Source organism: Streptomyces sp. NPDC050619, assembly GCF_040654815.1.
Lineage (GTDB): Bacteria > Actinomycetota > Actinomycetes > Streptomycetales > Streptomycetaceae > Streptomyces.
On record NZ_JBFAIR010000014.1, the window covers coordinates 26,349 to 40,981 of the forward strand.

The 14,633-nt window shown below is 70.0% G+C and carries 13 protein-coding genes; 11 read left to right on the plus strand and 2 right to left on the minus strand.

Features of this window, described 5'->3' with window-relative positions; translation table 11 throughout:
* Positions 1-2: 2 nt before the first annotated feature.
* From AB0I77_RS23200 to AB0I77_RS23230, 7 genes are all read left to right on the plus strand, one after another.
* Positions 3-1,226 carry an SGNH/GDSL hydrolase family protein gene (locus AB0I77_RS23200; protein ID WP_363284558.1) on the plus strand — a complete coding sequence of 408 codons (1,224 nt, stop codon included), beginning with the start codon at positions 3-5 and terminating at the stop codon, positions 1,224-1,226.
* Between the two features lie 9 nt (positions 1,227-1,235).
* Positions 1,236-3,383 (plus strand): GDSL-type esterase/lipase family protein, encoded by a 2,148-nt coding sequence (locus tag AB0I77_RS23205; RefSeq protein WP_363284559.1) that lies wholly within the window; start codon positions 1,236-1,238, stop codon positions 3,381-3,383.
* 11 nt (positions 3,384-3,394) lie between these two features.
* Positions 3,395-4,843 (plus strand): alpha-L-fucosidase, encoded by a 1,449-nt coding sequence (locus AB0I77_RS23210; protein WP_363284560.1) that lies wholly within the window; start codon positions 3,395-3,397, stop codon positions 4,841-4,843.
* Between the two features lie 5 nt (positions 4,844-4,848).
* A complete protein-coding gene (locus tag AB0I77_RS23215) occupies positions 4,849-5,793 on the plus strand; it encodes a hypothetical protein (protein ID WP_363284561.1) in 945 nt (314 codons plus the stop codon).
* On the plus strand, positions 5,790-6,683 hold the full coding sequence (locus tag AB0I77_RS23220; protein WP_363284562.1) for a beta-glucosidase: 894 nt from the start codon (positions 5,790-5,792) through the stop codon (positions 6,681-6,683). The genes AB0I77_RS23215 and AB0I77_RS23220 overlap by 4 nt, the downstream gene beginning before the upstream one ends.
* A gap of 25 nt (positions 6,684-6,708) precedes the next feature.
* Positions 6,709-9,825 (plus strand): alpha-N-acetylglucosaminidase TIM-barrel domain-containing protein, encoded by a 3,117-nt coding sequence (locus tag AB0I77_RS23225; RefSeq protein WP_363284563.1) that lies wholly within the window; start codon positions 6,709-6,711, stop codon positions 9,823-9,825.
* A gap of 87 nt (positions 9,826-9,912) precedes the next feature.
* Complete coding sequence (locus AB0I77_RS23230; protein ID WP_363284564.1) at positions 9,913-10,221, plus strand: GNAT family N-acetyltransferase; 309 nt, start codon at positions 9,913-9,915, stop codon at positions 10,219-10,221.
* A gap of 88 nt (positions 10,222-10,309) precedes the next feature.
* Here the strand turns inward: AB0I77_RS23230 and AB0I77_RS23235 are convergent, their stop codons facing one another.
* Positions 10,310-11,026 carry an NAD(P)-binding domain-containing protein gene (locus tag AB0I77_RS23235; protein ID WP_363284565.1) on the minus strand — a complete coding sequence of 239 codons (717 nt, stop codon included), beginning with the start codon at positions 11,024-11,026 and terminating at the stop codon, positions 10,310-10,312.
* A gap of 19 nt (positions 11,027-11,045) precedes the next feature.
* Complete coding sequence (locus tag AB0I77_RS23240) at positions 11,046-12,077, minus strand: LLM class flavin-dependent oxidoreductase (protein ID WP_363284566.1); 1,032 nt, start codon at positions 12,075-12,077, stop codon at positions 11,046-11,048.
* Between the two features lie 103 nt (positions 12,078-12,180).
* On the opposite strand from AB0I77_RS23240, the gene AB0I77_RS23245 reads away from it, so the two are divergent.
* The 4 genes from AB0I77_RS23245 (at position 12,181) to AB0I77_RS23260 (ending at position 14,633) form a co-directional block, all read left to right on the plus strand.
* On the plus strand, positions 12,181-12,657 hold the full coding sequence (locus tag AB0I77_RS23245; protein ID WP_363284567.1) for a MarR family transcriptional regulator: 477 nt from the start codon (positions 12,181-12,183) through the stop codon (positions 12,655-12,657).
* A gap of 36 nt (positions 12,658-12,693) precedes the next feature.
* The gene (locus AB0I77_RS23250) at positions 12,694-13,161 is read left to right on the plus strand and encodes a helix-turn-helix domain-containing protein (protein ID WP_363284568.1); all 468 of its coding nucleotides are present in this window, start codon (positions 12,694-12,696) and stop codon (positions 13,159-13,161) included.
* A 118-nt stretch (positions 13,162-13,279) separates the two neighbouring features.
* Positions 13,280-14,269 carry a pirin family protein gene (locus AB0I77_RS23255; protein ID WP_363284569.1) on the plus strand — a complete coding sequence of 330 codons (990 nt, stop codon included), beginning with the start codon at positions 13,280-13,282 and terminating at the stop codon, positions 14,267-14,269.
* Between the two features lie 25 nt (positions 14,270-14,294).
* Positions 14,295-14,633, plus strand: a complete 339-nt coding sequence (locus tag AB0I77_RS23260) for a GNAT family N-acetyltransferase (RefSeq protein ID WP_363284570.1) — start codon at positions 14,295-14,297, stop codon at positions 14,631-14,633.

A 14,633-nucleotide genomic window follows, 5' to 3' on the forward strand; every position in this document is an offset into this window, starting at 1 on the left:
ACATGCACGTGATACGCGGCAGGCTCGCGGCTTTGCTCCTGGCGGTCGCGGCCGTCGTGGCGGGGACGACGGCACCCGCCGAGGCCGGTGGTCAGCAGGACGACCGGCACGCCTGGACGGGGACCTGGGCGACGGCGGCCAGCGAGCACTACGAGGTCTCGGGGATGTCCGAGGTGACGGTACGGATGCCGGTGCACACCAGCCTCGGCGGCTCATCCGTACGCATCCGGCTGACCAACGCCTACGCCACCGACCCGGTGACCATCGGCCACGCGACCGTGGGCCTGCGCGACGGGGGTTCCGCCGTGGCCCGCCCGTACGACCTGCGGTTCGGCGGGAAGCGCGCGGTCACGATCCCGGCGGGCGGCGAGGCGGTCAGCGATCCGGTCGGCCTCGCCGTGCCGGCCCTGGCCGACCTCGTGGTCAGTCTCCATCTGCCCGGCCAGGTCACGCACATCACCGACCACTGGTGGGCACAGCAGACCGTGTACTGGACGGATTACGGTGCGGGCGACCACGCCGCCGACACCGCCGGTGACGCCTTCACCTGGACCACCACCAGCTGGCCTTTCCTCAGCGGCGTCGACGTGACCGCGCCGAGAACCGGCTCGGTGGTGGCGCTCGGCGACTCGATCACCGACGGGTCCTACTCGACGGCCGACACCAACCGGCGCTGGCCCGACCTGCTCTCCGCACGGCTGAACGCCTGCATGCCCGGCGCCGGGGTGCTCAACGCGGGCATCACCAGCAACCGGATCACCGCCGGGACCCCGACGAACCCCTCGGCCCTGGACCGGCTGGAGCGCGATGTGCTCTCCCAGCCGGGAGCGCGGACCTTGATCCTCTTCGAGGGCATCAACGATCTCGCCGGGGCGAGCGCCGAGCAGATCATCGCCGGGATGACGGAGATCGCCGACCGGGCGCACCGACGCGGGATGCGGGTCGTCGGCGCCACGATCACCCCGTACAAGGACTTCACCTGGGGCGGTTGGACCGAGGCGACGGAGGCGCGGCGACAGCAGGTCAACGCGTTCGTCCGGGACTCCGGCGGGGTCTTCGACGACTACGCCGACTTCGACCGGGCCGTACGGGACCCGGCGGATCCGCGTCTGCTGGGCGCCGCGTACGACTCCGGTGACCATCTGCATCCCAATGACGCCGGGATGAAGGCCTTCGCCGACTCCATCGACCTGACGTCGCTCGGCCTCGGCCGCGGCTGTTCCTGAGGAGGAACTGTGTCCAGACGCCTTGAACACCTGCGTGGACATCGAAGATTCGCGGCCCTGGCCACAGCCTTGGCGGCCACCTTGGCAGCCCTGCTTCCGGGGGTGCCGGCCGCGGCCGAGACCCAACAGCGGGAGTGGACGGGGACTTGGGCGACCGCGCAGCACGCCTCGTACGACCCGGGCACCTCGGAGGTGACGGTACGGATTCCGGTGCGGGTGAGCGCGGGCGGGTCGAGCGTACGCATCCGCCTGACCAACGACTTCACCACCGAGCCGGTGACGATCGGCAACGCGACCGTCGGACTTCGTGCTGCCGGTTCCGCCGTCACGAAGCCGCAGAAGCTGCGGTTCGGCGGGAAGAGCGAGGTGACGATCGCGGCCGGCGAGCAGGGAGCCAGCGATCAGGTCCAACTCACCGTGCCCGCCCGCAGCGACCTGGTCGTCAGCCTGTACTTCCCCGGCCGGCTCACCCACATCAGCCAGCACTGGATGGGCCTCCAGACGGTCTACTGGACGCCCGACGGCGGCGGCGACCACGCCGCGGACGCCGGCGGGGACGCCTTCACCAAGACCGATTCCACCTTCCCGTTCCTGACCGGCGTCGACGTACAGGGCGGTGACACGGCGGGCGCCGTGGTGGCGCTCGGCGACTCCATCACCGACGGCGCGGCCTCCACCTCGAACGCCAACCGGCGCTGGCCCGACTATCTGGCGGGCCGGCTGTCGGCCTGCTCGTCCACCGCCGGAGTTCTGAACGAGGGCATCAGCGGCAACCGGATCACGGCCGGCGTCGACGGCAACCCGTCGGCGCTGGACCGGCTGGAGCGCGATGTGCTGTCACAGCCGGGTGCCCGGACGGTGGTCCTGTTCGAGGGCGTCAACGACCTCAGCTGGGGCGGCGCCACCGGCGATCAGGTGATCGACGGCATGAAGGAGATCGCCCGGCGCGTGCACGCCCGCGGGCTGCGGCTGATCGGCGCGACGGTCGTGCCGTATCGCGGCTGGGGCGACTGGTGGACCGAGGCGAAGGAGGCCGACCGGCAGCAGGTCAACACCTTCGTACGCGATGGCGGCGTCTTCGACGGCTACGCCGACTTCGACAAGGCCGTAAGGGACCCGGACGACCCCACCCGCTACGCCGCCGCGTTCGACTCCGGTGACCATCTGCACCCCAACGACACCGGGATGAAGGCGTTCGCCGACGCGATCGACCTCACCACTCTCGGGGCGGCCCGCGACTGCCCCTCGGCCCGCGTCCGGCTCACCCCGTACCGGCCGACCCTGCAAGCCGGCGGCGACGGCACGAAGATCACGTCGACCGTCACCAACACCGGTCCCACGGCGGTCACCCAGGTCAGCACGCGCCTCGACCTCCCCGACGGCTGGTCCGCCGAACCGGCCGGCAGCGCGCGGATACGCTCCCTCGCCCCGGGCGACAGCGCCACCATCACCTGGACGGTGACCCCCGCGGCCGACGCGGTCTGGGGGACCCACGAGATCGGCGTACGCACCTCCTTCCTCCAGGACGGCCGGACCCGCCACGACTCCGACAGCGTGGACGCCACGGTGACCCCCGCTCCGTCCGCCGTCCAGCCCCCGTATCTGACGACCGCCACCACCACCGAAGAGCCCCAATACGCCCAGAACAGCGGCCAGTTCGCCATCTGGGCGGGCGGCCAGGACCTGTCCGGCTGGAAGGACGAGAAGGCGGCGGTCTACCTCGCCGACGCCGCGCCGCCGTCCGGCACGGTGACCGCCCGGGTCGTCGGTCAGACCGGCAGTGGCCCGTCCGCGAAGGCGGGGATCGCCGTCGCCAACGACCTCACCGCGCCGGAGGCGGGCGGCTACGCGGTGCTCACCATGTCCGCGCAGTTCGGCCTGGAGTTTCTGACCGACAGCGACGGCGACGGGAAGCTCGACACCTGGGCCGGCGGCGGCAGTTCGTACCACCCCGCCTGGCTGAAGCTCGTCCGCGACGGCACCGCCTACACCGCGTACGCCAGTTCCGACGGCACCGCCTGGCAGCAGGTCGCCACCGCCACCGTGCCGTCCGCGAGCGGCACCGGCGACGCCGGAATGGTCGCGAGCGCCGTCAACCTCAACTACCCCGACCAGATCACGACAGCACTCTTCGACTCCTTCTCCACGCACGAGTGAAAGGCACATTCATGGCAGTCGACCGCAGACACTTCATGACCACCGCGGCCGCCCTCGGCGGCGCGGTGCTGCTCGCCCCGCCCGGCACCGCCCAGGCGCTCGCGCGGGGCGCTGCGTCCGGCGCCCCGGGCATCCCCGACTACCAGCCCACCAAGGCCTCCCTCGACACCCACCCGGTGCCGCGCTGGTACAAGGACGCCAAGTTCGGCATTTTCGTCCACTGGGGCATCTACTCGGTGATCGGCGGCGCGACGCCGAGGAGCGCCTCCGAGTGGTACCTGTGGTACCAGAGCACCAAGGACTCCGCCGAGTGGAAGTACCACCGCGACACCTACGGCGAGGACGTCACCTACGACGACCTCATCCCGCAGTTCAAGGCCGAGAAGTACGATCCCGACGCCTGGGTGAAGCTGTTCGAGCAGGCGGGCGCCGAGTACTTCGCGCTGACCAGCAAGCATCACGACGGATTCGCCCTCTACCCCAGCCAGGTGACGGACCGTCACTCCGTGGCGTACGGCCCGAAGCGCGACCTCGTCGGTGAGCTGATGACCGCGGCCCGCAAGCGCGGCACCGTGCGCCCGGGCCTGTACTACTCGCTCGGCGAGTACTTCAACCCGGCGATCGGCCGGCCGATGCGCAACTTCTACACCGACCAGGAAATCCCGATGACCGGCTACAAGCCGGTCGATGACTACATAGGCGACTACGAGCTCAAGCAGCTCTACGAGATCATCGACCGCTACGACCCCGAGCTGCTGTGGGCGGACGGACAGTGGTTTAGGCCCACCGGCGAACCGCCGTGGCGCAGCGAAGAACCCATGGCCCACTACTACAACCAGGCCAAGAACCGTAAGTACCCCAAGGGCGTGGTGATCAACGACCGGTTCGACACCCACTTCGACTTCGCGACGTACGAGCAGCGCACCAACCCCACGATGGATCCGCAGAAGTGGGAGTGCTGCATGACCATGGGCTACTCCTGGGGCTACAACAAGCACGAGCCGGACGAGGACTACAAGACCTCCAAGTTCCTGATCCAGCTGCTCGCCGACGTGGTCAGCAAGAACGGCAACCTGCTGCTCAACATCGGCCCCAAGCCGGACGGCACGATCCCCGAGATCATGCAGGAGCGGCTGCGGGACATCGGCGCCTGGCTGAAGGTCAACGGCCCGGCGGTCTACGGGTCGACGCCCTGGGTGCGGGCGGAGGAGGAGGGCAGCTCGCTCGGCATCCGCTACACCGTCTCCCCGGGCAAGTTCAACATCATCGTGCTGGGCGCGCCCAGCGGCACCCTCTCGGTGCCCGGCGACATCCCCATCAGCGCCACGTCCCGGATCCAGCTGCTCGGCACGAGCGGCAGCCTGAGGTGGACCCGCGGTGACGGAAAGATCAACATCGCCGTCCCGTCCTCCCTGCCCAGCGATATCGCCAACGTCTTCACCGTCGACTGGGCCCGGTGACCGGCATGGGAATCTCTGACGGCACCCAGTTCGACACCCTGGGGCCCACGCTCACCGTCACCACGCAGCCCGCCGAGCCGGCCGGCGGTGACACGGTCACCGCCACCGCGGTCCTCACCAACGACTGCCCCTTCCCGCTCCGCAACGCCGTCCTCCACCTGATCGACCCCGGCGCCACCACGGCGGCGAAGACGATCCCGCTCGGCGACCTGGGGCGCGGCGCGAAGACGACCAGGCGCTGGGAGACGGCGATGCCGGCCGACGTGGCCGGGAACGTGTCGTTCACCGCGCACGTGGTCTTCGACGTCGACGGGCGCAGCAGCGACTGCGCGCGGTCCGCGAAGACGGTCACGGTGCCCTACGTGCCCAATGAGGTGCGGGACCCGTACCGGACGTTCGCCACCACCGACGACGCCGAGTTCGGCCAGTACGGCAGCCAGTTGGTGATCTGGGCGGGCGGCCGCGACTTCTCCGGCGGCACCGACGAGAAGGGGGGCATCCTCCTTCCCGGCTCCGCCGCCGAGTCGAGCGTGGTGCAGGTCAAGACGGTCAGCCTCACCGGCAGCGACAACCCCACCGCCAAGTACGGCATCGCCGTCGCCAATGACCTCACCGCCCCCCAGAAGGGCGGCTACGCCGTCCTCACCATGTCGAAGTCGTTCGGCCTGGAGTTCATGACCGACAGCGACGGCGACGGACGGCTCGACACCTGGGCCGGAGGCGGCGGTTCCACCCACCCCGCCTGGCTGCGCCTGGTCCGCGACGGCACCACGTACACCGCGTACTCCAGCGTCAACAACGGCCTTTCCTGGACCGAGATCGCGAGCGCGAACGTCCCCTCCGCGAGCGGCGCCCTGGACGCCGGCGTCGTGGCGAGCGCCGTGAACCTCAACTACCCCGGCACCATCGTGCAGGCCGTGTTCGACCACTTCAGCGCGGGAGAGTCATGAACGCCTACCGTCCCGAACAGGACTTCCTCCCGCCGCCCGTCTCCCTCACCGTCACCCCGGCCACCCCCGGGCCGGGCCAGGACGTGACCCTGACCGCCACCCTCGAGAACACCACCGGCATCACCTTGCGCGGCACCGTTCTCTACCTCGCCGTGGGCGACATCGCGGAGTCCGGCGACCTGGGCGGCATCACGCCCGGACGGTCGGTCACCCGCAGCTGGCGGACCAGGCTCCCCGACGACGCCGAGGGAGTGGTCCCCTGCATCGCGCACGCGCTCTTCGACGTGCACGAGGACGGATCCGACTGCACCCGCACGACCTCGACGCTGAAACTGCCGTACAGGTCGCTGGCCGGTGCCTTCGACAACGCCGGCATCTCCGCCGACGACGCCACCACCACCGCCGACATCGACGGCTCGCGATCCAGCCTGTCCGCCCAGGCGCTGGCCTCGGTCGGACTGACTCCCGGAGCCTCGGTCACCTACGGCGGGACGACCTTCACCTGGCCGGACACCGAGCCCGGGGCCAAGGACAACGTGGTGTCCTCCGGGCAGACCGTACGGCTGTCCGGCACCGGCTCGCGGCTGGCCTTCCTCGGGACCTCCACCTGGGGCGACGGCAAGGGGCCCGGGAAGGTCGTGTACGCGGACGGCACCGAGCAGGCCTTCTCAGTCGAGGTCCCCGACTGGTACTGGGCGAACCCCGCGGCCGCGGTGGTACTGCCGTACCGCAACACCCCCTCGGGCCAGGACGACAACCCGGTCAGCCTCTACACCTTCGGCGTCGAGCTGGAGGACAAGGAACTGCACTCCGTCGTGCTGCCGAAGGTCAGCGACGGCCTGCCGAGCGGTGGCCCCGCTCTGCACATCTTCGCGATGACCGTCGCCTGATCCGAAAAGCTTTGGAAGGACGTTCATGACAGGCAATCAACCCCTCAGCCGCAGAAGCCTGCTGACCGGGGCGGCCGCGTTCGGCTCAGTGATGCTACTGACACCGCCGCCAGGTGCTCACGCCGCACCAGCGGCCGCGAACCCGTTCGACACGACCCCCGCATCGGTCGCGCTGCGACGGCTGCTGCCCGACCACCACCGGCAGGTGACGCTGCGCACGCTGGACGCCGCAAGCGCCGACCGGTTCGAGGTCACCGGCCGGGCCGGGGCGATCACCGTGGCCGGCACCAGCCCGGCGGTGCTGCTCACCGGCCTCAACACCTATCTCGCGCGGGCGGCGAAGGCCGACATCTCCTGGAACGGCGAACAGCTGAACCTCCCCAGGCTGCTGCCCGCCCCCGGCGGGGAGATCGCCGGATCGGCGAACGTGCCGCACCGGTTCGCCCTCAACGACACCAACGACGGCTACACCGGCCCCTACCGGAACTGGGACGCCTGGGAGCGCGAGCTGGACGTGCTCGCGCTGCACGGCGTCAACAGGGTGCTGGTCTACACCGGCGGCGACGCCGTCTACTACGACACCTTCCGGCAGTTCGGCTACTCCGACGCCGAGATGCGGGCGTGGATTCCGGCACCGGCCCATCAGCCGTGGTGGCTGCTGCAGAACATGTCGGGGTTCGGCGGTCCGGTGTCCCGGCAGCTCATCGAGCGCCGGGCCGACCTGGCGCGGAAGATCGCCGACCGGGTGCGGGACCTGGGCATGACCCCGGTCCTGCCCGGCTACTTCGGTACGGTGCCGGACGACTTCGTCGCGAAGCACGGCGGGGACGCGGCCGTGGTGCCCCAGGGCGACTGGGGAGCCTTCAAGCGACCCGACTGGCTCGACCCGCGCACCACGGCCTTCGACGAGGTGGCCGCCGCCTTCTACCGGGCCCAGGCGGAGCGGTTCGGCGACAGCACGATGTACAAGATGGACCTGCTGCACGAGGGCGGCAACCCCGGTGACGTCCCCGTGGGCGAGGCCGCGGCAGCCGTCGAAGGGGCGCTCCAGAAAGCCCACCCGGGCGCGATCTGGGCCATCCTGGGCTGGCAGTCCAACCCGTCCACGGCGCTGCTCGACGGGGTCGACAAGTCCCGGATGCTGATCGTGGACGGCCTGTCCGACCGCTACACCACCGTCACCGACCGGGAGAGCGACTGGGGCGGCACCCCGTACGCCTTCGGCAGCATCTGGAACTTCGGCGGCCACACCCCGATGGGCGCCAACGCCCCGGACTGGGTGGAGCAGTACCCCAAGTGGCGTGACAAGGAAGGCAGCGCGCTCGCCGGGATCGCGGCGATGCCGGAGGCCGCCGACAACAACGCGCCCGCGCTCGCCCTCCTCACCGACCTGGCGTGGACACCCGGCACCATCGACCTCGACGACTGGTTCGCCGCGTACGCCGTGTCCCGATACGGCGGCGAGGACCCGCACGCCATCGCCGCCTGGAAGACGATCCGCGACACCGCGTACAACATGACCCGCAAGGACGCGTGGAGCGAGGCGCCCGACGGGCTGTTCGGCGCCCGGCCGAGCCTGGGCGCCAACAAGGCCGCCGCGTGGGGCCCGGAGGCCGACCGCTACGACACCACGGCCTTCGACACGGCCCTGACCGAGCTGCTCCAGGTCGCGCCGCGGCTGCGCGACAGCTCCGCCTACGCCTACGACCTCGCCGACGTGACCCGTCAGGTGCTGTCCAACCGCAGCCGCGTGCTGCTGCCCCGGATCAAGTCGGCGTACGAGGCCGGGGACCGCGCCGGCTTCGACCGGCTCACCAAGACCTGGCTCAGCTGGATGAAACTGATGGACAAGGTGCTGGCCACGTCCGGGCAGCACCTGCTCGGACGATGGCTCGCGGACGCCCGGTCCTGGGGCGTCACCACGGCCGAGAAGGACCAACTGGAGTACGACGCACGGTCGATCATCACCACCTGGGGCGGGCGGGAGAGCAGCGACGAAGGGCTGCACGACTACGCGAACCGGGAATGGGCGGGACTGGTCGGCGGCCTGTACTACACGCGCTGGAAGACGTACTTCGGCGAGTTGTCCGCGGCGCTCGCGGCCGGCCGGGAGCCGGCCGGGATCGACTGGTTCGCGCTGGAGGACCGCTGGGCGCACCAGCACGACAGCTATCCGGTGAATACGTCGGGTGACGTCTACAAGCTGGCCCGGCAGGTGCGGGACACCCTGGCCGCCGATGCGGACCAGGTGGCGCTGACCGGGGCGGCCGACCGGGGCGCGGTGGCGGAGGGCCGCCCGGTCACGGTCACCGTGTCGTTCACCAACCGCAACGGTTTCGGGCCGGCGACGGATGTGACGCTGTCCGTCGACGCACCGGAGGGGATGACCGCCGAACCGGCCGGTCCGACCACCGCGGCCTCGGTCGCCCCGGGCGACACCTTCTCGGCGACCTTCACGGTCACCCTCACTCAGGCCACCGGCGCGCTGATCTCCCGGGTACCGGTGGGCGCGTCCTACCGGACCGGCGGCACACGCGGCTCGGCCTCGGCGGCGATCCGGCTGATGGCGGGCAGCGGAGTCCAAGCGCCTTACCGAACCGCCTCCTTCAACGACGCGCTCTTCGGTCAGTCCGGGGACGCGCTCGCCATCGAGGGCGCGGGCGCCGACCTCTGGGGCACCACCAACGAGTTCGGCACGGTCTACCGGGCCGCCGCCTTCGGGTCCTCCTCGACCGCCACGGTCCAGGTCACCTCGCAGGACACCACCGGCGGCTGGGCCCGCGCCGGACTGATCGTCCGCGACGACCTGTCCCAGAACGGCTCGGCCGGCTACGTCAATCTGGCGGTGACCCCGTCCAACGGCTGCGCGCTGTCCTGGGACTCCGACGGCAACGGCCAGTTCGACGCCATCCAACTGGCCGGTTCCCTGACCGCCCCGGTGTACCTGCGGCTGACGCGCTCCGGCGACACCTACACCGGGGAGTGCAGCCCTGACGGCGTCTCCTGGACCAAGGTCGGCACCGCCACACCGGGCCCAGTTGCCGACACCCAGGACATCGGCGTCTTCATGACGGCGGCCAACGGCTGGACCGGCACCCGCGGGATCGCCGGCTTCGAGGACTTCTCCATCACACAAAGTTGATGCATCAACGATATGTCGCTAGTCTTACGGCCTGGTCGATCGAGCCTCCCGTCCAAAAGGACGGGGGCAGGTCCAAGAGGAGGACGTATGGCGGTCGAAGTGAGCGACCTGCCCGAGGCGAAGCGGTACGAGGCCCGGGTTGACGGAGAGCTCAAGGTCGCGGGCGTCGCGGAGTACATCCGTACGACGGAACTCGTCGCGTTCCTACACACCGAGGTCGCACCGGAGTACGAGGGCAAGGGAGTCGGGTCCGCGCTGGTCCGCACCGCCCTTGACGACGCACGCGCCTCGGGACTGCGGGTACTGGCCACCTGCCCCTTCTTCGCGGGCTGGATCGCTCGTCATCCCGAGTACCAGGACCTGCTGTACCAGTCCCGCAGCAAGGTCAGTGACTAGCGCAGCCGCACACCAGGGCTCCCCGTCATCATGCCTCTCTTGATACGGGGAGTGGCTGCCGTTCCCGACAGCCGGCCGCTCAGCTCGGTCAGGCCGGCTCTGCGGCCGGCGCCGGATCAGCGGTCCGCGCGCCGGCGACAGCCCGTCCGCGCGCCGAATCCGGGAAGCGGTCGATCATCGCGCGCAGTTCCCCGGCGTCGACGTTGGCGCCGAAGGGCTCGGTGCCCGGTTCGAGCCGCACTCCCGCGGCAAGCGATCCCGCGATGACGGGGTCGAAACCGAGGCCGTCGACGAGGCGCGCGACGAGAGCGCGGTCGTCAGGATCGTCACCGGCGAGTGCGATCGCCTTGCGTCCAGGTGTTCCGGCGGGCCGGGCCCCGTCCTCCAGGTCGTGGTAACCCATGTGGTTGAAGGCCTTGACCACGCGAGAGCCGGACAGGAACTCCTGCACGATCTCGCTCGACGAGGTGCGCGGGTCGGTGAGGTCCTCGCGGACGCCGTCGATCTCCCACCAGTAGTTCATCGCGTCGATGACGAGTTTGCCCCGCAGCTCTTCGGCCGGAACGGTGCGGTACTTGCCGAGGGGGACGGCCAGGACGGCGACGTCCGCCCGCGCGGCGGCCTGCGCCGCGGTGACCGGGACCGCGCCGGGGGTGAGGACGTCGATGGTGAGGGCGATCTTGGCGGGGTCGCCGGATCCCGCGATGAGTACGCGGTAGCCGGCTGCCATGGCCAGTCGTGCGAGCACGGTGCCGACCTTTCCCGCGCCCAGGATGCCGACGGTGCCCACGGCTGTGGTGTTCATGTCTTCTCCGTTCACGGCGTCAGCCGGCGAGGAGGTCGCGGACCATCGGGATCACCTTCGTGCCGTACAGCTCGACGGCACGCAGGCGGGCGCTGATCGGCTGGGCTCCGGCGGTGTAGATGAGGTCGAACCGGCCGACCTCGAGTGCCTTGACGGCGCGGGCGATCTTGCGGGCGACCGTCTCGGGCGAGCCGATGTAGAGGGAGCCGCGGGCGATCTCGCTCTCGTACTCCTCCCGGCGGACCGGCGGCCAGCCGCGCAGTGCGCCGATGCGGTCACGGATGACCTTGTAGTGCGGCCAGTGCAGCTCCCGCGCCTCGTCGTCCGTGTCGGCGATGAAGCCCGGTGAGTGCATGCCGACCGGGTGGGCGGTCGTGCCGAACTTGTCGGTGGCGCGCTGGTAGAGGTCGACGTAGGGCGCGAAGCGCTCCGGGCTGCCGCCGATGATGGCGATCATGAGCGGGAAGCCGTACTGCGCGGTGCGGATGACCGACTGGGGTGAACCGCCGACACCGACCCAGGTGGTCAGCTGCCCGGACTCGGTCTTGGGGAAGACGTCGGCGTTGTCGAGCGGAGCGCGCTTGGTGCCGCTCCAGGTGACGGGCTTCTCCTCCAGCAGCTTGGCGAAGAGCTCGATCTTCTCCTCGAACAGCACGTCGTAGTCGCTCAGGTCGTATCCGAAGAGGGGGAACGACTCGGTGAAGGAACCGCGCCCGAGGATGACCTCCGCCCGGCCGTTCGAGAGTGCGTCCACCGTCGAGAACCGCTGGAACACGCGGACGGGATCGTCGGAGCTGAGCACGGTCACGCCGGAGGAGAGACGGATGCGGCTGGTGCGGGTGGCGATTCCGGCGAGCACGGTCTCCGGAGACGAGATCGCGTACTCCGGACGGTGGTGCTCACCGAGGGCGATGACGTCGACCCCGGTCTCCTCCGCGAGAACGGCCTCATCGAGAACCTGCCGGATGGCCCGGGCGTCGGACACGGGGGTGCCGGAGTCGTCCTCCGGCACGTCGCCGAACGTGTCCAGGCCGAAGACGAGTTCAGACATGGAGGGCTCCTTCGTGAACGGCCGCTGTGTCCGTGGCCGACTGGTTGACGTGTCAATCAATACTCTCCTATGATTGATGTGTCAACTACAGGGATGGCGACACATGACAGAGCGACGCAAGCTGCTTCCCACCGCCGAGGAACTACGGATCTGGCGCGACTTCATCGAGACGACACAAGCGCTCCGTTCCGAACTCGCCTCGCGCCTGCAGAGGGAGTCGTCCTTGTCGACCGGCGACTACGCCGTGCTCCTCGCGCTGCGGGAAGCGGAGGGGCGCAGGCTGCGCCCCTCCGTACTGGCGGCCCGCATCGGCTGGCAGCGCAGCCGTCTCTCGCACCAGCTCGGGCGCATGGAGCGGCGAGGGCTGATCCGACGCGAAGACTGCCGCACGGACAGCCGGGGCGCTGAAGTGGTGCTCATGCCCGAGGGGGCGGAAGCGTTCCGGGACGCGTCCCTGCCTCATCTGCGTGCCGTCCGGGAACTGTTCGTCACCCCCCTCACGCCGGACCAACTCGCCGCGGCCGAACAGATCGCGGCGACGCTTCGTATCCGACTCGAGGCGCTGGGCGGCGATCGGTAGTTCGATGAGCTGTCAACCACGTCCTAGACTTCCCTCATGGACGAGACGGTGCGGTGGTTGACGCCGGAGGAGCAGCACGCGTGGCGGAGCTTCGTGCGGTTGCAGGAGCGGCTGGGGGGCCGGTTGTCGCGTTTGTTGCAGAGCGAGTCGAACATGTCGGTGGCGGACTTCGCGGTCCTGGTCAATCTGACGGACGTACCGGAGGGGCGGCAGCGGTTTCTGGAGCTTGGCCGGGTCTTGGAGTGGGAGAAGAGCCGGATGTCCCATCACATCGCCCGCATGGTGAAGCGCGGGCTGGTGGTGCGCGACGAGTGCGCCGAGGACGGGCGCGGCGCGTTCGTGGTGATCACGGAGGCGGGGCGGGCCGCGATCGAGGCCGCCGCCCCGCTTCATGTGGAGTCGGTGCGCGCCCTGTTCCTCGACCACGTCACGCCGGCGGAACTGCGGACGCTGGCCCGGATCTCCGAACGAGTGGTGGCGAAGCTGGATGAGGACGCGTCCTGATCCGGGGCACCGGGGTGCGGGGAGGTGATCCTGTGGAGCCTGGTCGGCGTGTGCCATTCGCCCGCACTCATGGCATGATAGTTGATGTGACAACAAGACGGTGTGGGAGGTGGTCTCGGTGAGCAACGTGGAAACCGAACCTGCGGAACTGAGGTGTGGCGCGCTGGTCGACAGCGCGGAACCCACCGAGGCGCCCGGGGTCGAGGTGCTGGCCGCCCGGGACGTGCCACTCGGCGGACCCCGCGCGATGCTCGTACGGCGCACGCTGCCCCAGCGGGCTCGGACCCTGATCGGGGCCTGGTGCTTCGCCGATCACTACGGCCCCGTCGACGTCACCACGACGCACGGCATGGACGTCGCTCCCCATCCGCACACCGGCCTTCAGACAGTGAGCTGGCTGTTCAGCGGGGAGGTCGAGCACCGCGACAGCCTGGGCACCCAGGCCCTCATCCGGCCCGGCGAGATGAACCTCATGACCGGCGGGTACGGCATCAGCCACTCGGAGGTCTCCACCCCGCGCACCACCGTTCTCCACGGCGTCCAGCTGTGGGTGGCGCTACCCGAGGAACACCGGAGTACCGAGCGCGACTTTCAGCACCACATCCCCGAACCCGTACGGGTCGACGGGGCCGAGATCAGGGTCTTCCTGGGCTCGCTCGCCGGAGCCGTCTCACCGGTGCGGACCTTCACGCCCCTGCTCGGGGCCGAGATCACCCTCGAACCCGGTGCGGCGATCAGTCTCGCCGTGGACCCCGCCTTCGAGCACGGTCTCCTCGTCGACAGCGGTGACGTCCGCCTGTCCGGCACGGTGCTGCGCCCGGCCGAACTGGGCTACGTGCCTCCAGGCGTCGGCGCCCTGACGCTGGTGAACGAGTCGGAGGGTCCGGCGCGGACCATCCTGCTGGGCGGCCCTCCGTTCGAGGAGGAGATCGTCATGTGGTGGAACTTCGTCGGACGCAGCCATGAGGACATCGTCCGGGCCCGAGCGGACTGGGAGACCTCCTCCGACCGCTTCGGCGACGTCGTGGAGTATCCGGGGGACCGCCTTCCCGCGCCGGCCCTGCCGAACGCCGTCATCCTGCCGCGCCGGAATCCCCCGCGTGGCTGACCTCCGTCCGAAAGCAGGGCACCCCATGAGCCAGTCTTCCGCCGCTGTGACCGTCGAGCGGGTGGATGCCGGTCACCGGTACGAGATCCTGGTCGACGGCCGGCGTGCCGGGCTGACCGCGTACCGCGATCGCGAAGAGCAGCGGGTCTTCTTCCATACGGAAGTCGACCAGGCCTTCGCCGGTCAGGGCCTGGCGGCACAGTTGGTCCAACAGGCACTTGCCGACGTGCGCCGGTCCGGGAAACGCATCGTGCCGGTCTGCCCCTACGTGGCCAAGTTCCTCAAGAAGCATGACGAGTTCGCCGACATCACCGACCTCGTGACGCCCGATGTACTGCGATGGCTGGAGACGGAACTGGGCTGA

Bases quoted from the DNA above. Each gene is read 5' to 3' on its own strand.
- AB0I77_RS23250 (WP_363284568.1), top strand. From the start codon at position 12,694: ATGGACGAGACGGTGCGGTGGTTGACGCCGGAGGAGCAGCACGCGTGG.
- AB0I77_RS23225 (WP_363284563.1), top strand. From the start codon at position 6,709: ATGACAGGCAATCAACCCCTCAGCCGCAGAAGCCTGCTGACCGGGGCG.
- AB0I77_RS23220 (WP_363284562.1), top strand. From the start codon at position 5,790: ATGAACGCCTACCGTCCCGAACAGGACTTCCTCCCGCCGCCCGTCTCC.
- AB0I77_RS23230 (WP_363284564.1), top strand. From the start codon at position 9,913: ATGGCGGTCGAAGTGAGCGACCTGCCCGAGGCGAAGCGGTACGAGGCC.
- AB0I77_RS23240 (WP_363284566.1), bottom strand. From the start codon at position 12,077: ATGTCTGAACTCGTCTTCGGCCTGGACACGTTCGGCGACGTGCCGGAG.
- AB0I77_RS23215 (WP_363284561.1), top strand. From the start codon at position 4,849: ATGGGAATCTCTGACGGCACCCAGTTCGACACCCTGGGGCCCACGCTC.
- AB0I77_RS23210 (WP_363284560.1), top strand. From the start codon at position 3,395: ATGGCAGTCGACCGCAGACACTTCATGACCACCGCGGCCGCCCTCGGC.
- AB0I77_RS23200 (WP_363284558.1), top strand. From the start codon at position 3: ATGCACGTGATACGCGGCAGGCTCGCGGCTTTGCTCCTGGCGGTCGCG.
- AB0I77_RS23235 (WP_363284565.1), bottom strand. From the start codon at position 11,026: ATGAACACCACAGCCGTGGGCACCGTCGGCATCCTGGGCGCGGGAAAG.
- AB0I77_RS23245 (WP_363284567.1), top strand. From the start codon at position 12,181: ATGACAGAGCGACGCAAGCTGCTTCCCACCGCCGAGGAACTACGGATC.
- AB0I77_RS23260 (WP_363284570.1), top strand. From the start codon at position 14,295: ATGAGCCAGTCTTCCGCCGCTGTGACCGTCGAGCGGGTGGATGCCGGT.